The following is a 25,149-nucleotide window of genomic DNA, read 5'->3' as shown; positions in this document are numbered from 1 at the left end:
CTCTATACCAGATAAAAATCCGCGTAATCCGTGCCTACCTTGTTTTCTACTTTATACTATTCAGCAAATCTACTTTACCTTCATTGACCAATTTAAGAATCAGTTCGCCGAAAAGCGTATTCTGCCAGGCAAACCACGCACGGGTGAAATTCTTCGGATCGTCTTTGTGGAAAGATTCGTGCATAAAGCCTGTTCCTGCATCCGTATCCATCAGCATTTTGATACAAGTTTTGATTTCCGCATCATCCTTGCTGGTGAAAGCTTTCATCATGATACTCATCGGCCATACCATATTATAACCGATATGCGGTCCGCCAATACCTTCGCCTGCCTTGCCCTTGAAGAAGTAAGGATTGTCCTCGCTCCACACGAACTTACGGGTATTCTGATAAATAGGATCATTCACATTCACATCGCCCAGATAAGGCATCGCAAGCAGACTCGGCACATTGGCATCGTCCATCAGGAAGTGATTGCCGAAACCGTCTACCTCGAATGCATAAATCTTACCGTATTTAGGGTGATTGTATACCGCATATTTCTTCAATGCTGTCTCTACTTCCTGTGCCAGGTCTTTACATTCCTTAGCCAAAGTAGTCTTCTTATTCACCTTCTCAAGGATTTCAGCAGCTTTGCGCAATGAAGATACGGCAAAGAAATTGGAAGGTACCAGATATTGAAGAGTCGTTGCATCATCCGAAGGACGGAAGCATGACACGATCAGTCCGACAGGTTTTACCGGTGCTCCAAGTCCGTCATTATTCAAGGTATCCAACGCGCGTTCTGTCTTACGCTGGAACTTATACGGACCCACTCCGTCTTTGCGTTGTTGTTCCTTAAATGTTTTCAGTACATTAGTGATAGCCTGAATCCATTCTTCTGAGAAGATGCTGGCATCTCCGGTTGTTTTCCAATAGTGATAAGCCAGACGCAACGGGTAGCAAAGTGAATCGATTTCCCATTTACGTTCGTGCAGTTCCGGTTTCATATCAGTCAGGTCGCTCATCCAGTGATTGTCTTCAACGGCACCATCATTAAACGCATTGGCATAAGGGTCGATATTGATACATTTGAACTGACGAAGGATCACCCCTGCCAGCATCTCTTTCAGTTCCGGATCAGAGTTTGCCAGCTGAACATACGGCCATACCTGTGCGCCCGAGTCACGAAGCCACATCGCATGGATATCTCCGGTGTAAACAAATGTATCCGGTTTTCCGTCTTCGCCTTTGCGGAAATGTACCGTAGTATCAATGGTATTAGGGAAACAGTTGGTGAACATCCACGCCAGTTTCTCGTTTTTCAGAAGTTTCTGCACGCGGAGGATTTCTTTCTCTACCGCATTCGAACGGAAAAGACGCTTGGAAACTTCCGGACGGTTGTCTTTCTGAATAGCATCCGTCACACATACATACATTTCGGACATCGTATTTGCAGCCTGCATCTGGCCACCGCAAAGGAGCATGCCTGCCAGCATACCTGCACTGATATATTTTACTTGCTTCTTCATAAATTACTTTTTCTTTTTAAATTCGTTGGAGAAAGAATAAGGGAGATCAGCCTCTTTTGTACCACGCTGTTCATTCGGTTGGGCAGCCATCTTGAAAGTGATGGAAGCGCCATTCATCAGTTCCTCATGAGTCAGGTAGTTCTTCGTATGTTCTTTACCGTTCAGAGTCATGGAAGATATATAACGTTTGTCGTCTCCGTTTTCAGGAGCTGAAATGGTTATTGTCTTTCCATTCTCCAGATGCAGCTTCATCTGCTTGAAGTAAGGAGTACCGAGGATATACTCATCCGTACCCGGACATACCGGATAGAAGCCCATGGAAGAGAACACATACCAGGCAGAAGTCTGACCGTTGTCTTCATCACCACAGTAACCGTCAGGAGCAGGAGTATACAGTTTATCCATCACCTCACGAATCCAGTGCTGTGCTTTCCACGGCTGGCCGGAGTAGTTGTACATATACAACATGTGCTGGATAGGCTGGTTGCCATGTGCATAGTTACCCATATTCATAATCTGCATTTCACGGATTTCATGAATCACACCGCCATAATAGCTGTCGTCAAAGACAGGAGGCAGGATAAATACAGAATCCATCATCTGGTTGAAGCCGTCTTTTCCGCCCATCAGATCAATCAGTCCCTGAGGATCGTGGAAGACAGACCAAGTGTAATGCCAGCTGTTTCCTTCTGTGAAAGCATCGCCCCACTTCAACGGATTGAACGGAGACTGGAACTTACCATCTTCATTCTTGCCACGCATCAGTTTATGTTCGGGATCATACAGATTCTTATAGTTCATGGCACGCTTGGCGAAGATCTCTATTTCCTTTTTAGGCTTGTTCAAAGCTTTACCCAGCTGATAGATACACCAGTCATTGTAAGCGTACTCCAGCGTACGGGCTGCATTCTCATTGATACCTACGTTATAAGGAACATAGCCCAGTTTATTGTAATAGTCATATCCGAGACGTCCGGTAGAAGACACTTGCGGATGTACTGCGTTAGCTCCGTGCTTCACAGCTTCCCACAACGTTTCGATATCATATCCTTTCAGACCTTTCAGATAAGCATCGGCAACTACGGAAGCCGAATTATTACCCACCATACAGCCTCTGTGTCCCGGGCTTGCCCACTCAGGCAGGAAGCCGCTTTCCTTGTAGGTATTGACCAGTCCTTCCTGCATCTTCGTGTTCATAGACGGATACATCAGGTTCAGGAAAGGGAAAAGGCAACGGAAAGTATCCCAGAAACCGGTGTCGGTAAACATATAACCGGGAAGTACTTCGCCATTATAAGGGCTGTAATGAACGATATCACCTTTCGCATCTATTTCGTAGAAGCTTCTGGGGAAAAGTACCGAACGATACAGGCAGGAGTAGAAAGTACGCAAATGGTCGATATCGTCATCTTCCACTTCGATGCGTCCCAAAACATCATTCCACACTTTACGTCCTTTGGCTGCAATCTGGTCTACATTATCGCTGCCCAGTTCTTTCAGATTCAGTTCCGCTTGTTCGGGGCTGATGAAAGACGAAGCTACACGTACATTCACCTGTTCGCCTTTGTTGGTTTTGAAACCAATCACTGCACCGGCATGCTTGTCTTTTGCTTCCAGCTTATTTGTATCGATATTGCCATTGGCAACGGCTGCCGTATAAGTAAACGGCTTGTCGAATTGCAGAACAAAATAGTTCTTAAAGTTTTCCGGAACTCCGCCGCTATTCTTCGTTGTGTAGCCGATTATCTTATTTTCCGAAGGGATGACTTTTACAAACGAACCGTTATCAAAAGCATCTACAACGACATAAGAATCATTATCGGGAAATGTAAAACGGAAAGCGGCAGCTCTCTCTGTAGGAGCTATCTCAGTGACAACATCATGATCGGCAAGGTATACTTTATAGTAATACGGAGTAGCCGTCTCAGCCTTGTGAGAGAACCAGCTGGCACGCTGATCCTGATCAAAGACCACCTTGCCGGTTATCGGCATGATAGCAAACTGACCATAGTCATTAATCCAGGGACTGGGCTGGTGTGTCTGTTTAAATCCTCTGATTTTATCAGCATCGTACGTATAGGTCCATCCATCTCCCATCTTACCGGTTTGAGGAACCCAGAAGTTCATCCCCCAGGGAAGGGCGATAGCGGGATAAGTGTTTCCCGTAGATAAGGCGTGCTTAGACTGAGTACCTACCAGTGGACTGACATAGTCCACCGGTCCGGTAATCGTTTTAGCATCCATATTCCACGCACTCAATAAAGTAAAAGCTAATAGAGCGAGTTTTTTCATGGTGTTCTTGTTTTATTTAGTTAGTTTATTTTCAAGCATCTTTATAAAATAGCCGCCAACTACGGAACGCGCCTGGAAACCTCTCTGAATCGGATTATCCGTAAATATCCAGTCGGACATCGGAACGCGGGTCGTTGTCTCGTTCATAAACAGATATACCGGTTCGATAAACTTCTCGAAAGTAGCTTTATCCGGTGCCATAGTAGCAGTCCACATAATCCAGTCGGTCTTGGTATAAGTCTCACGGTTATCCAACGGAAGGCCATATTTATTTTGCTTCGTAAGATAATAAGCAATTTCTGTCTCAGCAACTTTTTCCGGGAAAATCTGCAAATTCATCAGCTTGTCCCACACCAGGTTATACTTCTGGCTCCAAGTTCCCGGCTTGTCAAATGTCAGACGGTAATGGTCACCGTCATCTGCCATTTTCACCCATTCGGCAGCCATTTCCTTCGCTTTCCGAGTGTATTTCTCGGCTACTTCTTTCTTGCCTAACATATCTGCCAGATAGCCATAAGAAGCAATACCCATGATAGCCTTGATAGAAAGGTTGGCATTGTGAGCAAAGTGTCCGGCAAAGTCATCGGTACAAAGTTGGTTTTCCGGATCGAGACCGTATTCTACCAGGTAATCTGTCCAGGTAGTCAGCGTTTCCCAATGTTTCTGCGCGTAGTCGGCATTTCCTTCTACAGCAGCAATCACTCCAGCCAATACAACCATATTACCCGATTCTTCGATTGGCATATCGCCGCCGTAAGTCTGGCCGTTTGCCAACGGATAAGTACCTATATCATGAGCAGCAAACGGTTTGTCCCATTTTCCGCTTTCGCTGTAGTAGAAGATATGGTTCATGGTAGCTTTTACCAGTTCCGGGTTATAGAGCAAGAGCAGCGGAGCTCCCGGGTAGGTCAGGTCGACTGTACCGATAGAACCGTTACTGAAGTTTTCTTTAGAAAGGAATACCAGGTCGCCGTTCGGAGCCTGTACCAGCTTATGAGCAGCCAATGCCTGACGATAGGCCAGCGCACAAAGTTCGGCATACTTACGTCCGCCGGCAGCTTCTGCCTCTGCCATCAGTTTATTATCAAAAGCAGCACAATTCTTCATTTGAGTTTTGTATTCCTGTTCTGCTTTCTGGAATTGTGACACGATTGTCTCGCTACCCGTACGATTCCAGTAAGGACGGAGGTTTTCACCAAAATATTGGATAGAGTAGATATCGTCATAACCAATCAACAGGTGTCCATTCGATTTCTTCGTTTCACCCAGCGAGCGTACCAAAGCAAGTTTGTCATAACCGTTGGTAGCTGGAGCTTCCAGCTTGTTCTCCATAAAGCTCTTGCGAAGTTTCTTTCCATCGCCGATAGCATAGGTACTGTTTTCTTTTTCAGCAGCAAGATAGAAATGTCCCCAGTCGATACGGACATCGTCACCTTTCTTCTTCAGAATATCCTGATTGCGACTTCCGGTACGCAGGAACAACAGGTCACCATCGGTAAAGCTGTCGGCTACGGATTCCTGATGAGGCAGGTCGAGCGCCCATTGAGGAGCAACTTCGAAGTAGAGTTCAACCTGATGCGCCTGTCCATCATTAGCAGTAACTTCATACGAGATATAGTTGACAGGACGTGACATCAAGTCCAGATTATCCATAAACAGAGGAGCTGTAAATTTCAGATTCAGATCTACCGGACCACAAGTGAAGTTATAATAAGTCTGCATGGGTTGTACATCTACAGAAGTCTGCTGGGCGGTCTGCTCGAAATAACGGTTGTTGTCAAGTTCAATCAACAAACCAAAATCCAGCAATCCGTTCGCTCCGCGATTGTGGCAATAAGCGGCAATCAGATTTTCTCCCTGTTTCAAAGAAGCAACCACTTCTTCTGACAGTTTCACCTGTACATGTTTCTTACAAGCGTTTCCTGTATCTACCACCTTGATGCCATTGATGTAAATAATCACATCATCATCATGAGAATATTCCAGATATATGTTCTTACCAGTCAGGTCTTCCTGAATATCAGCCGTGCGGCGTACCCAGATAAATTCTTCTCCCCACTGTGTTTTGGCTACATGTTCATTCTCCATTGTTCCGAAGGCACCCTGACCTTCTTTCCAGGCAGCATCATTGAAGCCGATATTCTGCCATCCGTCGGCAGGTTTCTGAGTTGTATATTTTCCTGTCCAGTCACCTTGTTCGGAGGTTTTGACCAAAGGTCTCAGTTCCAGTTCTTCTGTTCCCATAAAGCGGTAAGTCTGTCCGTCGACTTTAGCCACCCCTATCAAAGGGAAATCTTTACCGCTCCAGTGCTTTACCGAACCATCATATAAGTTATCCGTGAAAGACCAGGCACTGGTATACGGATCTATGCTCACCAGTGGATAAGCCGGAGCACGCAACTCGCTCTTCACATGCTGTTCCATCTGGGTCTCACAGCTACATAATACAGAGGCTGCTCCCAGCAACAGCGTCATCAGTTGTTGTTTCATAATTTAATTACCTGTTTTATTTTATCTATTTACCATACTATTGACACATTCACACCAGCCGGATCATTCTCGAAACTCAACAGAAGAGTTTTTGAGGATTCATCCCACTCCGGTTGTTCCTCTTTCCCGTTTACCTGTACTTTCTCCGGTTTACAAGGCAAGAGTACTCTTGATACGTTAGTCGTGTTTATCGGACTTTTGGCAACAAAAGAGTAGCTCCGTTTTCCCACTTTCTCATCATAGATACGAGAGGCTCCGCAAAGCACTTTGGCCTTTACTTTGCCGGACACCTTGTTCAGATCATAAAGATACCCTTGTTCGCCCGGCTGAATCTGTTTGGATGTCAGTACAGGCAGGTCTTTATCGAACAGGTCGATATATAATCCGGATAAAGTCAGAGGCTCTTCAGAAACGCTTTCGTCCATGACGGCAGCAATGGTATACGGTCCACGTTCTACAATGAAGTTATTTTTAGTCTCAATTGCTTTACCAAGCTTTTTCCGGTAAGCGGATGCGATCGCTTCAAAATACTTCTGATCGTTTCCGGCTTTCAACACAAAATGTTTCGGGTCTTCACGCATAACGATCACTGTTCCTTTACCATAATGGTAAGTCCCTTCACCCGGATTACGGGACAGATTCATCTGCTCGAACAGGTGTTCCGAAGGGGCTTTATATTCATTCCCTTCTGTATTCCACCATTCCAATACTGTTTGATAAGGGTCGACATCTTCTCCGCAATAGATAAGTACTCCGCCTTTCTTCACCCAATCAGCCAGATAGTTGTGATATTCCGGCTCCATCGGTTTCATATTTGAATAAGACATGACAAGTATGTGAAGCTCTTTGAAGGTTTCTTTAAAAGGAGTATTTTCCATGTGTACCAATTCTACCGGAATACCGCGTTTCAACAGAGGCAAAGTTTGTCCGTAGAAGCTGGAAAACTGCGGGTCGTCATATCCGTTATGGTTCGGGAAGCGCTGGAACATCAGTGAGTTTGCCATCAGTACACCGATGCCATGCGTACCTGTGATCTTTTTATCAGAAGTACGGATATCATTCAGTGTATTCACCATTGTCTGCATCTGGGTAGAGTAAGATCGGGGAATACGCTCTTTCTGATCCGTTCCCGCTATCCGGTACAGTCCCTGATAAATACGGTCCGGCCAAGGCATTACTTCATAAGTATCTACCATGGGATACATTAACTGTGCAGCGAAGGTTGCCTGATAATTAATTCTATAGTCCAGCCAGTCTTTTGCACGGTCTTCAATGGGGTCAGTCAGGAAATACATTTTCCGGTTCAGCGGCGCAGTCATCGACTTCATACATCCATATTCCAAAAATGCATTCTCGAATACACGTTCTTTCTGTACGCCGTTATAGTAATTCGGTTCACGGGCAGTTCCGGTCCACACCTGTGCGATATAGCCATCTACGCAATCCAATGAAGCCAGGCTGGCTTCCGGACTTACAATCTGCCAGGACGTATAGTTAATCAAAGAATGAGTCGGCACATAACACTTGATATCCAGTCCTTTCGACTTTCCGTACTCTTTTGCATAGGTGAAAATCTTGTCCAGCGCATTATAATACAGATGATATTTCAGTTTGTTGGAAAGATAGGTATTCTCAGGAGATTCGTGCTGAGGTCTCCAGGGGAAATTATAATATTTCTGCCATTCGGATTGGAAAGCTTCGCTGTATCCGCCACGCATCCAGAACTCCGGTTCCTCCAGATAGATGGAGGTGATTCCGGCATCAATGACTCGTTTGATTTGTGTTTCCTGCATATAGCGGATAAAACTCTCGGTAGGTACGATATAGGGAATCAGATGGCCGTGAGCGATCTCATTTCCATTGCGGTCGCGCTGTCCTTCTTTCAGATGACCGTCTACTCCGTCCCACTTTCCCAGAAAATAGTCCTTATAGTCGCCCCAGGCAACTCCGGTCATAAACTCCGTCAGATACCCTTTATCTCTCCATGACTGAATGCGTTGTTCAAAAGTCACTCCGGGCTTATCCAGCGTGCCATATACCATAGTGGCATCGGCGCGTACGTCTGTTTCGGGTTTCCAGGGTTCAGCGGTCTGAAACGTGGTCTTAGCTTCTTTGCTTTTTCCTTTTTGTGCATAAGTAGCATGATTGCAGGCTAAAAGCAAGCCAAGAGCAATCAGCAGATGTTTATTGTTCATGATATTCTGGTGTATTTTCATTTCCATATCTGGCCGGTTACCGCTTCCTGCCGGATTATTTATCTGCAGGGAACAAGAGCATCAATGCCGGTATGCCGGAAGCTGAATAGCTGTCTATCTCAGCACCTGCCGGCAATACTTTCTCATATTCTCCGCCACATACATCCCGTGTCTTATCTCTGTTTGCCCAGCCGGCTTCGATATTACGTTTCAGGAACGGGATATATTGCGTTTGTCCGCAGTCGTATACCAGCATAGCTATGTATTCCGCAAAAATCGCTGTATAGATACCTTGTTCAATTCCACTTTCAAAAGGCAGCAAGCCATGTTTGGCAGACATTTCATTGACCGTATAATCCGCTGCCAGAATAGCGTTATCCAGATAACGTTTTTCCCCGGTTGCCTTATAGAGCAATACGGAAGAGCCGATAAAGGTGGCTTGATTATATACATGCGCTTTCCACGCAGGAGTACTGTTGCCATGACGGCTGTCAGCTATTCGTCCTGTTTTCTTATCCAACAGATTCTCTACTCCCCATTCATAAATCTCCTTTCCTTTAGCCAAATATTGCTCTCTTGTCTGATACTTAGGTGACTCCTCAGTCGGTTCTTTTCTTTTCTTCGGAACATTATTGTAAAGTGTAAGGGCTGCTACCACTGTAGGGAAATTGATGCAAGCCATCTTTCCATCACCCGGTCTGTTCGGTTTGGGATTATGAATCGGTTGCCATTGCCAGAACATTCCTCCGTTTTCTTCGTCGTATGATCCGGTATCGCCTACCTTCTTAGAACCGTACCATACACGGCTGAAGCTCTCTTCCGACAGTTTCAGATATTCGTCTACACCAAACAGCTCGTATGCACGTGCCAGAGAAATGGTCCACCACATGATATCATCGTAGATAAACCATCCGGTGTTTTCATTATTATTATCGAAATCGAACTGACAATACTGAGCTTTATTTCCTGCGAATATCTTCTCGCAGAGTTCTTTGTAACAGGCTCTTTTCTTTTTGTCTTTTTGGGCCTTGGCCAGTTTGTAAGCGTTCATTGACATATCCCAGTAAATAGGCTGGCACCAGATAGCAGCTGCGCCGTGCCCACGGTCTACCGCATGTTCATAGGCCGAAGTCGTTTTATAGATATATTTATCAGGATCAAGTAGTGTGTTGTTAAATCCTTCGTATGCCGCCCACACATCTTCATTGGTATAGGCTCCTGTCTTCTGGTTCGTTTTTTCTGAGCTATCAGCCGCCCATACAGTAGTAGTTGATATCGCCAGCAGTAAAGTTACCGCCAAAAGAATTTTGCTTTTCATGATAGTTGATAAGTTTTAGTATTTTTCCAGTTACAAAGATTGCAGAAATAGACGGAAAAGAACAAAAATCTCTATTCAATAAAGAACAAATACAGACCAAAACAGCCTTTGAATCCATGCCATCATAAACACAGATACAAAATTCCCCTTAATCAGTTTCCTGACTAAGGGGAATCCACTATTCTTCAGCGTATACTTATTTAATCATTTTCAGAATTTCGGAGCGGCAGCTTTCAACGAAGGAGAAGTGCCTTTGACAAACGGCCAGCCACCTTTCCATTGAACCCGGTCCATCATCAATACACGTCCTTCCGGATTAGCAACACTTACCGCATGATAGAACATCCAATCGTTCCCTTTTTTATCTGTCACCAGTTCCGAATTATGACCGGGACCGACGAATTCCTTGCTTTTCTGAATCAAGATCTCATGATGATTATCTGACATGGAGAGACCTTTCTTATCCACATAGGGTCCGAACAGATTCTTCGAACGTCCCACTACGGTGGTATATGTACTCTTCAAGCCTTCACAGCAGCGACCGATAGAGGCAAACAAATAATAATAACCGTCCCGTTTATGAATATAAGTACCTTCATAGGCATCACCGGCAATCTGCACAATCGGCGCGTCTTTCTTCAAAGAGAGACCATCTTCTGTCAGTTCCGTACCATAGATTCCATGAAAGCTACCCCAGAAAAGGTATTTCTTTCCATTGTCTTCGATATAAAAAGGGTCGATACAGTTCTGGATCTTGATTTCATTACTCCGGAATAATTTACCCAGATCGGTAAACGGACCTTCCGGTTTATCGGCAGTGGCAATACCTATACCACACGTCCATTCGCCTCCCCATGTAGACATAGAGTAATACATGACATATTTATCTCCAATCTTATTAATGTCCGGCGCCCAGAGTCCTCCTTTAGGTTCGAAAGCAGGACGGGTTTTATCTGTAAAGGCAGTACCTACAAAATTCCAATGAACCAAGTCTTTGGAACGATGGATCGGCAAGTTTCTTATATTTTCAGTCGCATACAAATAGAAATATCCATCTTCTCCTTCAATAATGCTAGGGTCCGGCAAACTGTAATTAATCACCGGATTGCTGTATGTACCCCGTTTGGACTTGTTTTCAGAATCATCCCATGACAACGGACTGGCTCCTACTCCTTCAAAAGTCATTCTGATGGGCTCAATCTTGCCTTCCTTGTCAAAATACATACGATCGATGCAAGTCGCACGACTATTCGCTGCGGTTTCTCCCAATGGACGACGGTGATAAATTATATACCATTCATCCTCTCCCGCACCTTTGACTACCGAATGATGACCGGCAGCTGTCGCCACGTTGGCATCCTGTTGCAAGATTGTACCGATTCTTTTAAACGGCCCGAAAGGAGAATCCGCAATGGCATAAGCCACACGGTAGTCCGGACCTCCCCAGCCACCTTCCGACCACATAAAATAATATTTTCCCTTGCGCTTCAACATAAACGGACCTTCTACGTAGTTTTCCGGAGTCACTTCCTTATAGATGGTACCATCCTCAAAAGGCACGATACTCAACAAATCCGGAGCCATCTTCACCATATTACAATGGCCCCAGCCACCATAATACATATAATATTGGCCATCATCATCCTTGAACACAAACTGGTCGATCGGTTGGGCACCATTCACAATTTTATCAATCAGCGGTTTTCCCAGTGCATCCTTAAAAGGTCCTGCGGGATTGTCGGCTACAGCAACACCTATTCCGCCTAATTCATTATTATTCTGGATATCATTGGCACCGAAAAAGAAATAATATTTATCATTCGCATGGATAACTGCGGGAGCCCACAAGGCACGTCTGAGCCAGCTGATATTTTCTTTTGAGAGGACTCTCGGATGTTTGGTCCAGTTCACCAGATCTTTTGATGAAAAAGCATCCATGAATATCTGGTCATCATAAGGAGCAGAATAAGTAGGATAAATCCAGTATTCGTCTCCAAATACAATTCCCTCCGGATCGGCGTACCAACCTTCGAAGATAGGATTACCACTCGTTTTAGGAAGCTTACTTTTGTTTTGGGCAAATATAGATACAGAACAGCAAATTACACAGAAAAGAAAGAGATGTCTAAGTTTCATATATTATCTATTTAAAAGTTCACTTCGCAAAGATGAGAAAAAACAGGGAAAGGTTTTAGAAATTATAGCTCATTTAACAACAAAATCTGACCAATCTGCCTTAATTTGCATGAATTATCAATATTTTGTGCTTACTTTGCATTATCGTTATCAATGAAAAAGTACCATGAGAAGCAAACTGTTTTTATTATCCGTAATCCTATTGATCTGTGCATCTTGCCGGCATAAGAAGGCTGCAACAGACAAAGAAACCGTACCCACCGAAAACACCTACACGAATCCGCTGCTTGAATACGGAGCTGAACCATGGGCCATTTATCATGAAGGGAAATATTATTATACACAAGGCTCAGAAAACAAGATTATACTTTGGGAAACCAATGACATAACCGACCTCTCACATGCTACTCAGAAAGAGGTATGGATACCCAATGATCCCAGCAACTCTTATCATCTCTGGGCACCCGAAATCCATCGGATAGACAATAAATGGTACATCTATTTCGCCGCTGACGACGGCAATATGGACAATCACCAGATCTACGTTGTCGAGAATGAGGCTGCCAATCCTATGGAAGGAGCCTTCGTGATGAAAGGACGCATACAGACGGACAAAGGCAACAACTGGGCGATTCATGCCAGCACTTTTGAACACGACGGACAACGCTATATGATATGGTGCGGATGGCAAAAGCGCCGAATTGACAGCGAAACACAATGCATCTACATTGCCACCATGGAGAATCCATGGACACTATCCTCCGACAGAGTACTAATCTCCAAACCGGAATACGAATGGGAATGCCAATGGGTGAATCCGGATGGCAGTAAAACAGCTTATCCGATACATGTAAACGAGGCACCTCAATATTTTGAATCGAAGAATAAAGACAAGTTATACATCTTCTACTCCGCCAGTGGCAGTTGGACTCCTTACTACTGTGTAGGACTGCTGACAGCAGATGCAAAAGCCAACTTACTTGATTCTGCATCCTGGAAGAAATCTCCGGTTCCGGTATTACAGCAAGAACCTGAAAACGATGTATACGGCCCCGGTGGGATATCCTTCACGCCTTCACCGGACGGAAAAGAATGGTACATGCTCTATCATGCCCGCCAAATACCGAATGATGCTCCGGGCGCATCCGACTCCCGCTCTCCCCGCTTACAGAAGATAGACTGGGATCAGAACGGAATGCCTGTATTGGGAACTCCTCAAAAGAAAGAGGAGCCGATGGCCAAACCATCCGGCTCCCCTATGAATCAGAAACAAGACTAATTACAGATTGTACTCTGAGGACCGAGATAGGAACGCTTCAGCCCTCCCAAGTCAATGACGATCTTTTGAATAACGACGCCCGGGTCACCACAGCGTATCTGCAAAGTGTGCCTGCCGGGCTTCTTCACATACAGAGTAGACTTATTTACCCTGCAATTCTTCAATACGCTATCATACCAGATTTGAGAATACTCGATAGCCGAAGTAGAAGGAGTAGAAATAGATCCGTCATCTATACGGACACTATACTTCGTATCCGAGTTCGTATGTTCCGGCAATTTATAGTCCCGTTCGGCATGCAAGGGGAATGTCGGCAGGACATACGTATACACATCATAGATTCCGGCGTTGAACGTATAGAAGTCATATTCCACTCTGGGTACATCACCGGCACGATACATCTGTAAAGGTGCCGTCGGATTTCCCAACTGCAAAGAACGTCCTTCAAAGCCAAGCCCCGCCAGAATATTCATTTGGATATCATTACTTTCAAACTTCCGGTGGAAGTCGGCAGCCGGGATAGAGATATAGCCATTTTCCTCTACATACAATCCTTGCAGTTCATCGCGTGCAGGAGACTCCGGATTGAATACAGATACCAGCACACTCTCTTTCTGATTACCGGAGGTTATGTCAATCTGCCCTTTTACCTTCTCTCCCACCGGCACTTTATCCCAGTTGACAGAAATATGGATACGGTTTTCGGTAGAGGTCTTCCCGCTCTTTTGAGAGATCAGTATCCAGTCATCCGAAGGGGCCACACTCCAGTTTAGCTCTCCGGTTCCCTGATTGTATATGTCTATCCAGTAGCTCTTACGTGCATAAGTGCTGAACGCCGGCAGTGCATGAAAACTCATTCCGCCTTTATCCAGATTCTCGCTTTCTGCCTGAACAGCCAGCCTGGGAGCACCAACAGGCGTATATTCTTCTTCCATCAATGGAATCATGAAGTAAGAACTCGTACCATCATAGTTTTGCTTCAACGACATCATGTACTTCCACTTTCCATCCAGCAGAGAGTTATATCCATCGGTTATGATCTCCAGACTATCATGATAACATTTTACCTGTGCTTTAAGCCGGTCGGCAGCAGCACGTTGCTGACGGACATACTGGCGGTAAAATTGTCCTTTTATAGTCATGTGATTCATCAGTTCGGCCCCCTTCACCGGATAATAGAGCAATTGATAGAAAGCCGGCCGGCTCTCTTCATCCAACGCAGCCAATAGATTCTCCGCCTTTTTTCCAATACGGCTATACTCGGTCAGGCGTCTTTCCGCTTCATTATAGTTTGCAAAAGAGAACTCGGTATCCGTGCGCTTCTCTCCGCCTCCCCAATAATTATTCCAGTATCCCCAGCCCATGTACTCCGGTTTTCTGGAGAAAGCCAGATTGATATGAGAACAAGTTATGTCCTGAAACAAGTCGTAGTACTGCTCACCGAACATCTTAGCCAGCCAACGTGCCGGATAAGTAGCGACGTTGCCGGCATTAAACTGATCGATATCATAAGCCATATCGAGAAAGAGGGAGATTTGCGTTTCAGCTCCTTTCAAGTCTCCGCAATTCGCCAGCCAAACACGGTCGGCAGTCGTATCATACGCCTTACGGAGTTCTTCGTACATCAAAGCCGGCGGAGTAGTACTGTACCACAGATAGCTATGAGGCACACCCAGATAGGATATATGATAGTAAACACCTGCACGTCCGGAACGCTTTTGTTCATGCGGACCACTCAGCCGTTTCATGTATCCGAAATTATCGTCTGCCCAGATAATCGTAACATCGTCCGGCAGTTCCAATCCGTTCGAGTAGATTTCCAGCACTTCCTTATAAGGGGTAAACGCCTGCGGGATAGTCTCTACCGGTTTGTCAATATGCCGGGCAATAATGTCTCTCTGAGCATTCAATGCACTTTCCAGCATCTTCACCTTTTCCCGCATCGGTACATCTCCGCCTCCCATAGCCGCATCGTGCAAACCTCTTAAAGCCAGTGTATATACATTCTCATAAGCACAGTTCTCTTTCACACGGTTGCTCAGGACCTCGTTGATTTTATCTTTGTTCTTGTTATAATCCCAAGGGCCCATCGTCTTGCTATCCCATTCGCTGGCGGTGTTCAGCAATAACGGTTCACAGTGGCTGGAGCCCATAACGATGGCAAAGGTATCAGCTACCAGTTTATTTTCCGGTATCTTATAGAACGCGGTAGAAACAGGATGCATAGCCGGTGCGAGATGATTCGCTTTCAGCCTCAGCAACAGTTCGCATATTTTGGCATAAGTACGCGGACCGATATTTCCTCTTTCTTTTTCGAATGTCTTGGCAGCCCAAGGTTTCAGTCCCCAGTCTTCGTCATTCAGAAAGATTCCTCTGTACTTCACCGAAGGAGTTTTGGACAGGGTGGCCGGGGCGTCAACATAAAGCGTCTTATGCTTCTTCGCCGGAACGTCGGCCCACCAGTACCAGGGCGATACTCCCATCATCTCCGAAAGAGAGAAAAGCCCATACGCTGCCCCGCGCCTGTCACTTCCCGCTATCACCAGCGCCTTGCTGACTCCGGGAAATGGGCGGGAAACGGTCTGAATCAAATAACGTTCCCATGCTCCTTCCAGAGGAGAGATATCTAATTTTCCCTTCTCTGCCAACTGGCGGATCAGTCGGTTTTTCTCAATCGTACCCACCACAATAATCTCTTTGTCGCCTTTCACCGTATCCGTCAGCCGCAACTGTTTCCCGGTCACTGATTCGACATCCGCAACAAAAAGTTCCGCTGTCTTCTGTACCACCAGATAGTCATCGGCATCATAAACCACTGCTGCTTTCGTATTGGAAGTCACCAAAGGAAAAGCAGACTTACTCTGAATCATATTCTCTTTTACAACTACCTGCGATTGCAAAGCAGAAGCTACCGACAATATCACTAATAAAAAAAGAATTCTCATTGATAAAGTTTGTTATAGTTGTTTTTCAGTTCATTTATCAGGTTCTTGGAGATGATAGTTATATGGAACCATTTAAGGTGATAACCATAAACTCCATAGACAAAAAACACATTTTTATCTTTCATCTTTCACCGCCTACAATCAGTAGCTATCATTTCTCCTTCATCGTATATAGTCACCAGACTCTATACCGAAGCCGATGGTTTCAAGCGGGTGGAACTTTAGTTTCAAGCCTTTGAAACTTTTGGAAACTACTATCAAATAAGAAATGTGACTATAGCATACAACTGTTCTCACCCCAAAAGTCGGAATTATCTTCGGCAATAGATGCCACTAACTATTCAATTAAGGATAAAAAACAACCATTTTATACATAAATGCTCACATATATCTCTATCAAAATAAAAAACGCTAAAGAAACCCGTCCAAGTCTGAAAAGCCCGACAACTGATTCATTCAAAGTTCCGCATCTCTTCACTCTTTTGCAAATCACCAATAACATCCGAAGGCTCTTCCTTACTTAAAAACATTATCCAACTAAGGATAAAAACTGACCATTATTACAGAAAAAGCTATTTTTCATAATAAATTGACGAGCATTTATCATTTATTGAACAGCAAATTTCCTTCATTTTCCTCTGATTGGCTTTTCTTTGCAATATCCCTTACGATAAGACTGATTTCTTCTATTTAATACATATAAAAAGAATTACCATGAAAAAGAATTTTCTAGCAGTGCTATTCGCATTGGCTCTTTGCAGCCCGACATTCGCTCAATGGAAGCCCGCCGGTGATAAGATAAAGACTCCGTGGGGTGAGCAGTTGAATCCTAAAAACGTATTACCGGAATATCCACGCCCCATCATGGAACGCCATGAATGGAAAAACCTGAATGGTAGCTGGAATTATGCGATTACTAAAAAAGGAGAAGCTGCTCCAGGCAATTATCAAGGAGAAATATTGGTTCCTTTCGCAGTAGAATCTTCTTTATCCGGAGTAGGTAAAAGGATTAACGAACACCAGGAATTATGGTATCAACGCACATTTGACGTACCCTCATCCTGGAAAGGCAAACAAATATTACTGCACTTCGGAGCTGTAGACTGGAAAGCCGACGTTTGGGTAAACGACGTAAAAGTAGGAGAACATACGGGAGGTTTCACTCCATTCTACTTTGATATTACTTCCGCACTGAATAAAGGCAATAACCAATTGGTTGTGAAAGTATGGGACCCCGCCGACCGTGGCGAACAGCCGAGAGGAAAACAGGTAGAAAGACCGGAAGGAATCTGGTATACACCAGTCACAGGTATCTGGCAGACTGTATGGTTGGAACCGGTAGCTGCACAGCACATCGCCCATCTGAAAACAACTCCGGATATCGACAAGAAAACAGTCAAAGTGGAAGTAACTACTAATGTATGCTCTCCGGACAAAGTAGAAGTGAAAGTGTTCGACGGCAAAAACCTGGTAGCCAAAGGAGCAGCGCTCAATGGTGTACCGGTAGAATTAACGATGCCGGAAGATGTCAAACTATGGTCACCCGAATCTCCTTCACTCTATGATATGGAAGTCACCCTGTATAAGGACGGCAAAGCTATAGACCAAGTGAAGAGCTATACTGCTCTCCGTAAATTCTCAACTCACAAAGACAAGAATGGTATTACGCGCCTGCAACTGAACAACAAAGACTACTTCCAATTTGGTCCGCTCGACCAGGGATGGTGGCCTGACGGTCTATACACAGCTCCGACAGATGAAGCACTGGTATATGACTTGAAAAAGATTAAAGACTTCGGCTACAATATGGTGCGCAAACATGTGAAAGTAGAACCTGCACGCTGGTATACATATTGTGACCAACTCGGACTGATCGTATGGCAAGACATGCCGAATGGTGGCCGTGGCCCCGCTGAATGGCAAATGCACAAATATTATGACGGCGCAGACGCCATCCGTTCTGCCAAATCAGAAGCCAACTATCGCAAAGAGTGGAAAGAAATTATCGACTACTTGTATTCTTATCCCAGCATCGGTGTATGGGTACCTTTCAACGAAGCATGGGGACAATTCAAAACACCCGAAATCGCTGCATGGACTAAAGAATATGACCCCAGCCGTCTGGTAAATCCTGCCAGTGGCGGTAATCACTATACTTGTGGTGATATTCTCGACCTGCACAATTATCCCGGACCGAACCTCTACCTTTATGATCCGACACGTGCTACCGTACTGGGCGAATATGGCGGTATAGGTATGGCACTGAAAGGACATCTGTGGCTGGCAGACAAGAACTGGGGCTATGTGAAGTTCAATACACCGGAAGAAGTGACTAATGAATACATCAAATATGCAGACCACTTACTGGAACTGATTGAGAAAGGATTCTCTGCTGCTGTATACACACAAATTACCGATGTGGAAGAAGAAGTGAACGGTCTGGTTACTTATGACCGGAAAGTTATCAAAGTAGACGAGCCCAAAATCAAAGCCATCAACCAGAAAATTTGTAACTCGCTAAATAAATAAACGTTTTTTATTAATGAATAAACTCTTCTCTACAATCATGTCAGTTTGCCTTGCATGCAACGTGCAGGCAACTGACCTGTTTAAAACAAGTCAGGATATCGCTTTACGCGCACCGTCGGTACCTCTGATCACCTCCGATACCTATCTCGCTATCTGGTCTCCCTACAACGAACTGAACGAGGGAAACACCGAACACTGGACAGCTGCCACACATCCTTTGCTGGGCGCTCTGCGAGTAGACGGGAAAGTATATCGTTTCATGGGTAAAGACAAGGAAAATCTGGAAGTCATTCTTCCGATGACGAATGACGAACGCTGGGAAGCTAAGTACACCCTGTCTCAGCCTGCTTCCAGCTGGATGCAAGCCCAATTCGACGATGCCGGATGGAAAAAAGGGAAAGCCGCTTTCGGCACCAAAGATATGAAGTATATCAGCACAGAGTGGAACACCGAAGATATCTGGGTACGCCGCAGCTTCGACCTGCAACAGGACTTAACGAACGATAAAATCTATCTCCGTTACTCCCACGACGATGTTTTCGAACTCTACCTCAATGGTGAAAAGCTGGTGGCAACCGACTATTCCTGGAATAACGATGTCACCGTCGAACTGTCGGCATCGGCCAAAGCCAAACTCCGCAAAGGAACCAACGTCATCGCCGCTCACTGTCACAACACAACAGGCGGAGCATATGTTGATTTCGGACTGTTTCGTGAGAATAAACAAATCAGTAATTTCAAAGAACCCGCTATTCAAAAGTCTGTCGATGTATTACCTACCCAGACTTACTATACATTCACCTGCGGACCGGTAGAACTGGACCTTGTATTTACCGCTCCCCTGCTGATGGAGGATCTCGATCTGATCTCAACTCCCATCAACTACATTTCTTATCGCGTACGTTCACTCGATAAGAAACAACACGACGTACAAGTTTATATCGAAACGACCCCGCAACTCGCCGTACACGAACCGTCACAACCAACAATTTCCGAAAAGATCAGCAAAAACGGCATGGATTATCTCAAAGCGGGTACCATCGACCAGCCTTACGTGAAACGTAAAGGAGATGGCGTGCGTATCGACTGGGGATATGCCTATCTGGCCAGCAACAATGCGCCCAACAAAGACCTGAGTATAGGTAGCTACTATGACATGAAGCAATCATTTATCAGCAGCGGCAAACTGCTTCCGAACTCTCAGAATGTGATCTCCCGCAGCGAAAGCAGTATGCCTGCCATGGCTTATACCGAAAACCTGGGCAAGGTTGACAGCCAGGGCAAATCAGGCTATGTAATGGTAGGCTATGATGACATCTATGCCATCGAATATTTCTACGAACGTCGTATGGCGTACTGGAAACACAACGGACAAGTCAGCATCTTTGACGCTTTCGAACGTGCACAGGCTTCTTATCCTTCATTGATGGAACGCTGCCGCGCTTTCGACCAGCAATTAATGGCTGACGCGGAAAAAGCCGGAGGCAGAAAATATGCCGAACTACTCGCTTTGACCTACCGCCACTCTATTACTGCTCATAAGCTCCTTACCGACAAAGAAGGCAACCTGTTATTCTTGTCCAAAGAGAACCACAGCAATGGCTGCATCAATACGGTAGACCTCACTTACCCATCTTCTCCGCTATATCTCATTTATAATACGGAACTGATGAAAGGTATGCTCAACTCTATCTTCTACTATAGCGAAAGCGGACGCTGGAACAAACCTTATCCTGCGCATGACTTAGGAACTTATCCTATTGCCAACGGACAGCTCTATGGTGAAGATATGCCTATCGAAGAGGCCGGAAACATGATTCTGGTAACCACTGCGATTTCTATGATGGAAGGTAATGCCAACTATGCTTCCAAATACTGGGAAACATTATCTACGTGGGCAAACTACCTGATCGAAAATGGACTGGACCCGGAAAACCAGCTTTGCACAGACGACTTTGCCGGACACTTAGCACACAACGCCAACCTTTCTGCCAAAGCAATCATGGCAATTGCCGGATATGGAGAAATGGCACGCATGCTGGGCAAAGAAACAACTGCGAACAGATATATCGAAACCGCTAAGAAACTTGCGATAGAATGGGAGAAAATGGCATTCGACGGTGACCATTACAAACTGGCATTCGACAAGCCGGGAACGTGGAGTCAGAAATATAATCTGGTATGGGACAAAGTATTTAACATGAACATCTTCCCACAGAAAATATTCGACACAGAAATTCCTTTCTATCTGACCAAGCAGAATAAATATGGATTGCTACTGGACTCTCGTGCGCAATACACCAAAACCGACTGGATTGTATGGAGTGCTTGTATGTCACCGGATGACGCTACTTTCCAAAAGTTCATTGACCCGTTCTATGATTATGCGAACGAAACAACTTCCCGTGTGCCTATCAGCGACTGGCATGATACGAATACCGGAAAGATGATGAACTTTAAGGCACGTTCCGTAGTAGGTGGTTACTATATGAAACTACTGATGGAAAAAATCAAAGAACAGAAATAAAACAGATACTCTTTTCCTCGTTGAATTTAGACAAACAGCATCTTTTACTTTAAGAAAAGAGCTGTTTGTCTTTTTTTATACCGCTTATTTATGCTATTCATTTTCCGCGGTTATATCATCAATCTGATACTGTCCACCAATGTTAACTACTCTAACGGGAATACTGACAGCACGTTCAAACTGGCTGCCTTTAGCTGAAGTATAGCCAACCTGATACCAATTGTCATTCAAATGCTTCACCACCAATGTTTTTATATCATCTTCCCCCAGGTCTTGCGCACGAATAATCGGATCAGCATCTGTTGCCTTTACCAAACTATCCACTTTTTCAATCAGCTCCTTGGTCAGATACTTTTCCTTAACTGAATCTCCTAGAGCAACGGCTTCTTTACCTATGGACAGGCAACTGACAGCATAGGCCTCATAAAAGTCTTTAATCATGCTGATAGCTTGTTGTTCATCGACACTACTATCCGCCACATTCACCTGTGCATCAACAGGTTCTGTCGATGTATCCATACTTTTCTTACTCTGGCTAGAACAGGAAGGAAGAAGCATTATGGACTGCAATAATAACAAATGTACAAATCTCAATTTCATAATATAAATAGTTACTGTTTTAAAACTATATAGTACTCGGTAAGCATAAGATATTTTCTTCTGATATCTGTATTCTCGGGATTATTTCATCCCATTTTAACTATCGAATTTACAATATCTATTATTTGCTATTGTGGTTTATAATCATATTTCCAAATTAATTCGACTCTTCCTTCAAAATTCCTTCAGTTTTATCCCGACCAGTATAAAAATCAATATTCGCAAAATAGCATAAATATTTCCAGAAATAAAGCGTCAGGAACATCCTTACATCACGATCCGTCTTAAAATCACTGCAGAAATGATTCGTATCTTTGGCAATTTCCTCAAATAGCATAACCGAAGAAACTCCTCCTGTTACATCTTCAGCTTTGAGATACGCTTTCAAGGCAGGGTGAATAGCCAGTTCCAATTCCCTTTGCAAATATGTAAAGCCATCCAACCGTTTCTTAAACGGCAATATTATATACTCAACTTGAGTCTTCATATATGCATATTTTAGCGAATCAGTAACAAGATTTAGAGAGCCACCATGCTCCTTTAAACTCTCAGACGCCTGTTTATAGACATCAGACTGACGATATTCTGACCGAGAAACTCCAGTTGGAACAAACAGCGTGCAAGAATCATGTAGAATAGCTCCATCAACAAAATAGGAATAGAGTAAACCACCCGCATATAGTTTTTCATTAATCCGTTCCAGTTGCCCTTTGTCTACATCCAATAAATAGTTGAAGTGATATCGTTCCAGACCCTTTACTAATAAGTCAAGAGCATCTTTTCGACCATAATTCCTTTCCAACGTCGCTTGAAAGAAATTCATCATTTCCGATTCCAGTGAATCTATTTCAGCTTCCTTATTCTTCTCAACAGCTTTTGGGGAAATCTGAGCTATCGCAAAACTCGTACTTATACATAGAAACAAAAAAAGAAGTGTTCTCATAGTTTTATTTATTATTTAAGTACCACTCTACACCATTGGTATGTCACCATTATAATAAGTATCAAGTAACAGCCATAACACAACATCAGTCTGACAAATCTACGTTCCTTATAAAATTTTCTGGTCACTATAACACTGCCCCACACACATGAAATGATAACAATAGCAGCAGCAATTGTCATTGCTGTACTTATATCGATATTACCTAAAAATCCACTCATACTTCTTTATTTAATAGAATAATGAATGACACCATCAGTAAAGGTGCTGTCAACAAAAATATCTTTTACCATAGTATTATACTCTGATATTACAAAAATAAGAAAAAGATCAGAGAAAAAAGGAAATATGCAGTTCAATAAACAACAAAATTCGGTATAGATAAAAGTAAGACAATCATTTCAGTCGGAATAAGCCGAAATTCATGCTTAAAACGGAAATAAGGAAACACAAGAAATATTTATCTCATCAATGAACAGTTTTTTTCTTTTATTGAACAGTATGTTTCCTCTTTCAGAAGTCTAAATTCTTACCTTTGTACTAATACACATTAATAATGTAAATTAGCACAAAACATTAAAGTACTATCATGAAGAAATCACATCTGATTCTGTTCGGTTTATTGTTATCTTTTACAGTAAATGCGACGAATGACATTCCACGTCCGGAATATCCCCGTCCTCAGTTCGAAAGAACTGAATGGATAAATTTAAATGGCACTTGGACATACGAATTCGATCTTTCCAACTCCGGGAAAAACCGCAAGCTGTTCGAAGCTAAAAGTTTCAATAACACAATTACAGTGCCTTTCTGTCCGGAAAGCAAGTTGTCCGGAGTGAGCTACACAGACTTCATTAATCAGATGTGGTATCAACGTTCTCTGTCTATACCGGCAGAATGGCAAGGGAAAAAGATATTGCTTAACTTCGGTGCTGTGGATTATTTTGCAGAAATCTTTATCGATGGAGAATTCGTCGGCAATCATTGCGGAGGCAGTTCGTCGTTCTCGATAGATCTGACCCGGTCAGTGAAACCGGGACAGACACACAATCTGGTTGTTTTCGTTATTGATGATATTCGTTCAGGCGCACAGGCAGTGGGCAAACAGTCTCCTCAAGTATCTTCATTTGCCTGCTTCTACACCCGCGTCACCGGAATCTGGCAGACTGTATGGCTGGAAGCAGTTTCACCTTATGGATTAAAAGCTGTAGAAACACGACCGGATATAGACGGGGAACAATTGTTCATCACACCAGAGTTCTATCAATCGTCTAATGACAAGACAATGGAAATCATCTTATCTGACGGTAACAGACAAGTCGCCCAGAAAACGGTCAAATGCATCAACGGCTCCAACCTTGTTATTCCCATAAAAAAGATGAAGCTGTGGAGTCCCGAAGATCCTTTCCTGTATGACATCACTTACCGCATCAAAGATGAAAAAGGAAAAGTGATTGATGAAGTAAAATCGTATACGGGGATGCGCAAAGTGCACACATCCAACGGAATGATCTACCTGAACAATGAGCCTTACTTCCAACGTCTTGTATTGAATCAAGGTTATTATCCTGATGGAATATGGACTGCCCCTAGCGATGAAGCACTGAAAAATGACATTCTGTTGTGTAAAGCTGCCGGATTCAACGGTGCGCGCCTTCATCAAAAGGTGTTTGAAGAAAGATTCCATTACTGGGCAGACAAATTAGGATTTATCACGTGGGGAGAATCCGCTAACTGGGGCATGAACATCAGCAATGAAATAGCATCACGCAACTTCCTTAGCGAATGGACGGAGATTCTGATAAGAGATCGTAACCATCCCTCCATTATCACATGGACACCTTTCAATCAACCGTCTGTGAATATGTTTCCTTCTACCTTTGTACGACTGATTTCGGATACTTACCGCCTGACCAAAGCGATTGATCCTACCCGCCTCGTCAACGATATAGCAGGTGACATACATTTCACAACTGACATTTGGAACTTCCGGAATTACGAATCGGACCCAACACGCTTCTCTTTGCGCCTAAAGTCCGACAATAATTATCAGCATAACCAGCCTCTCTTTGTCGGAGAATTCGGAGGAGTCGTATGGGCAGAAGGCCAGGAACGGAATAATTCATGGGGATATGGCGATATGCTCACTAATGAAGAAGGCTTCTACGAACGCCTGGAAAGTTATATCAATGCCATATTGTTTGCCAACAATATCACCGGATTCTGCTATACGCAGTTCACCGATATCGAACAAGAGAAGAATGGTATTTACTATTACGACCGCCGCCCCAAACTCAACATGGAGCGTATCAAAGCTATTTTTGAAAAGATACCAAGCAGACCGCAAAAAGAGAAGAAGGAATAAAAGTCTGAATCACACAAAGA

13 protein-coding genes and 1 pseudogene are annotated in these 25,149 nt (G+C 44.0%); 4 read left to right on the top strand and 10 right to left on the bottom strand.

The genetic code is table 11. The annotated features are described in order from the left end of the window. Window positions 1–46: 46 nt before the first annotated feature. The 7 genes and pseudogenes from K6V30_RS06125 to K6V30_RS06095 form a co-directional block, all read right to left on the bottom strand. Window positions 47–1,510, bottom strand: coding sequence for a glycoside hydrolase family 125 protein (locus tag K6V30_RS06125; protein WP_010536234.1), 1,464 nt, complete (start codon window positions 1,508–1,510; stop codon window positions 47–49). 3 nt (window positions 1,511–1,513) lie between these two features. Further along, window positions 1,514–3,802: a GH92 family glycosyl hydrolase gene (locus K6V30_RS06120; RefSeq protein ID WP_022301397.1), complete on the bottom strand. Its 2,289-nt coding sequence runs from the start codon at window positions 3,800–3,802 to the stop codon at window positions 1,514–1,516. A 12-nt stretch (window positions 3,803–3,814) separates the two neighbouring features. Then, window positions 3,815–6,292 carry a glutaminase domain-containing protein gene (locus K6V30_RS06115; protein ID WP_055269368.1) on the bottom strand — a complete coding sequence of 826 codons (2,478 nt, stop codon included), beginning with the start codon at window positions 6,290–6,292 and terminating at the stop codon, window positions 3,815–3,817. Between the two features lie 29 nt (window positions 6,293–6,321). Beyond that, a complete protein-coding gene (locus K6V30_RS06110) occupies window positions 6,322–8,487 on the bottom strand; it encodes a hypothetical protein (protein WP_055269376.1) in 2,166 nt (721 codons plus the stop codon). 55 nt (window positions 8,488–8,542) lie between these two features. Beyond that, window positions 8,543–9,805 carry a glycoside hydrolase family 76 protein gene (locus K6V30_RS06105; RefSeq protein WP_055269367.1) on the bottom strand — a complete coding sequence of 421 codons (1,263 nt, stop codon included), beginning with the start codon at window positions 9,803–9,805 and terminating at the stop codon, window positions 8,543–8,545. A gap of 210 nt (window positions 9,806–10,015) precedes the next feature. Further along, entirely contained in the window at window positions 10,016–10,960 is a 945-nt protein-coding gene (locus K6V30_RS06100) for a family 43 glycosylhydrolase (protein WP_229112917.1), read from the bottom strand. Continuing rightward, a pseudogene (locus tag K6V30_RS06095) lies at window positions 10,958–11,941 on the bottom strand (glycoside hydrolase family 43 protein); the annotation flags it as partial. The gene K6V30_RS06100 and the pseudogene K6V30_RS06095, both read right to left, overlap by 3 nt. Before the next feature lie 166 nt (window positions 11,942–12,107). On the opposite strand from K6V30_RS06095, the gene K6V30_RS06090 reads away from it, so the two are divergent. Next, on the top strand, window positions 12,108–13,220 hold the full coding sequence (locus K6V30_RS06090; protein ID WP_022301398.1) for a glycoside hydrolase family 43 protein: 1,113 nt from the start codon (window positions 12,108–12,110) through the stop codon (window positions 13,218–13,220). Here K6V30_RS06090 and K6V30_RS06085 read toward each other — a convergent pair. After that, on the bottom strand, window positions 13,217–16,165 hold the full coding sequence (locus K6V30_RS06085) for a glycosyl hydrolase 115 family protein (RefSeq protein ID WP_055269366.1): 2,949 nt from the start codon (window positions 16,163–16,165) through the stop codon (window positions 13,217–13,219). The genes K6V30_RS06090 and K6V30_RS06085 overlap by 4 nt on opposite strands. A gap of 714 nt (window positions 16,166–16,879) precedes the next feature. Here K6V30_RS06085 and K6V30_RS06080 point away from each other — a divergent pair. After that, complete coding sequence (locus K6V30_RS06080; protein WP_055269365.1) at window positions 16,880–18,694, top strand: glycoside hydrolase family 2 protein; 1,815 nt, start codon at window positions 16,880–16,882, stop codon at window positions 18,692–18,694. Window positions 18,695–18,707: 13 nt separating this feature from the next. Continuing rightward, the gene (locus tag K6V30_RS06075) at window positions 18,708–21,221 is read left to right on the top strand and encodes a glutaminase domain-containing protein (protein ID WP_055269364.1); all 2,514 of its coding nucleotides are present in this window, start codon (window positions 18,708–18,710) and stop codon (window positions 21,219–21,221) included. A 93-nt stretch (window positions 21,222–21,314) separates the two neighbouring features. On the opposite strand, the gene K6V30_RS06070 is transcribed toward K6V30_RS06075, so the two are convergent. Then, window positions 21,315–21,740, bottom strand: coding sequence for a DUF3828 domain-containing protein (locus tag K6V30_RS06070; RefSeq protein WP_010536224.1), 426 nt, complete (start codon window positions 21,738–21,740; stop codon window positions 21,315–21,317). A 238-nt stretch (window positions 21,741–21,978) separates the two neighbouring features. Next, window positions 21,979–22,764 (bottom strand): hypothetical protein, encoded by a 786-nt coding sequence (locus tag K6V30_RS06065; RefSeq protein WP_172680455.1) that lies wholly within the window; start codon window positions 22,762–22,764, stop codon window positions 21,979–21,981. 589 nt (window positions 22,765–23,353) lie between these two features. On the opposite strand from K6V30_RS06065, the gene K6V30_RS06060 reads away from it, so the two are divergent. Next, entirely contained in the window at window positions 23,354–25,129 is a 1,776-nt protein-coding gene (locus K6V30_RS06060) for a glycoside hydrolase family 2 protein (protein ID WP_055269363.1), read from the top strand. Window positions 25,130–25,149: the final 20 nt, after the last annotated feature.

The organism is Bacteroides faecis (assembly GCF_020091505.1).
Taxonomy (GTDB): domain Bacteria; phylum Bacteroidota; class Bacteroidia; order Bacteroidales; family Bacteroidaceae; genus Bacteroides; species Bacteroides faecis.
This window is presented reverse-complemented; position numbering and strand designations above follow the sequence as displayed.

Excerpts from the sequence above, each read along its gene's own strand:
- K6V30_RS06125 (WP_010536234.1), bottom strand. The coding sequence starts at position 1,510 with ATGAAGAAGCAAGTAAAATATATCAGTGCAGGTATGCTGGCAGGCATG.
- K6V30_RS06120 (WP_022301397.1), bottom strand. The coding sequence starts at position 3,802 with ATGAAAAAACTCGCTCTATTAGCTTTTACTTTATTGAGTGCGTGGAAT.
- K6V30_RS06115 (WP_055269368.1), bottom strand. The coding sequence starts at position 6,292 with ATGAAACAACAACTGATGACGCTGTTGCTGGGAGCAGCCTCTGTATTA.
- K6V30_RS06110 (WP_055269376.1), bottom strand. The coding sequence starts at position 8,487 with ATGAACAATAAACATCTGCTGATTGCTCTTGGCTTGCTTTTAGCCTGC.
- K6V30_RS06105 (WP_055269367.1), bottom strand. The coding sequence starts at position 9,805 with ATGAAAAGCAAAATTCTTTTGGCGGTAACTTTACTGCTGGCGATATCA.
- K6V30_RS06090 (WP_022301398.1), top strand. The coding sequence starts at position 12,108 with ATGAGAAGCAAACTGTTTTTATTATCCGTAATCCTATTGATCTGTGCA.
- K6V30_RS06085 (WP_055269366.1), bottom strand. The coding sequence starts at position 16,165 with ATGAGAATTCTTTTTTTATTAGTGATATTGTCGGTAGCTTCTGCTTTG.
- K6V30_RS06080 (WP_055269365.1), top strand. The coding sequence starts at position 16,880 with ATGAAAAAGAATTTTCTAGCAGTGCTATTCGCATTGGCTCTTTGCAGC.
- K6V30_RS06075 (WP_055269364.1), top strand. The coding sequence starts at position 18,708 with ATGAATAAACTCTTCTCTACAATCATGTCAGTTTGCCTTGCATGCAAC.
- K6V30_RS06070 (WP_010536224.1), bottom strand. The coding sequence starts at position 21,740 with ATGGATACATCGACAGAACCTGTTGATGCACAGGTGAATGTGGCGGAT.
- K6V30_RS06065 (WP_172680455.1), bottom strand. The coding sequence starts at position 22,764 with ATGAGAACACTTCTTTTTTTGTTTCTATGTATAAGTACGAGTTTTGCG.
- K6V30_RS06060 (WP_055269363.1), top strand. The coding sequence starts at position 23,354 with ATGAAGAAATCACATCTGATTCTGTTCGGTTTATTGTTATCTTTTACA.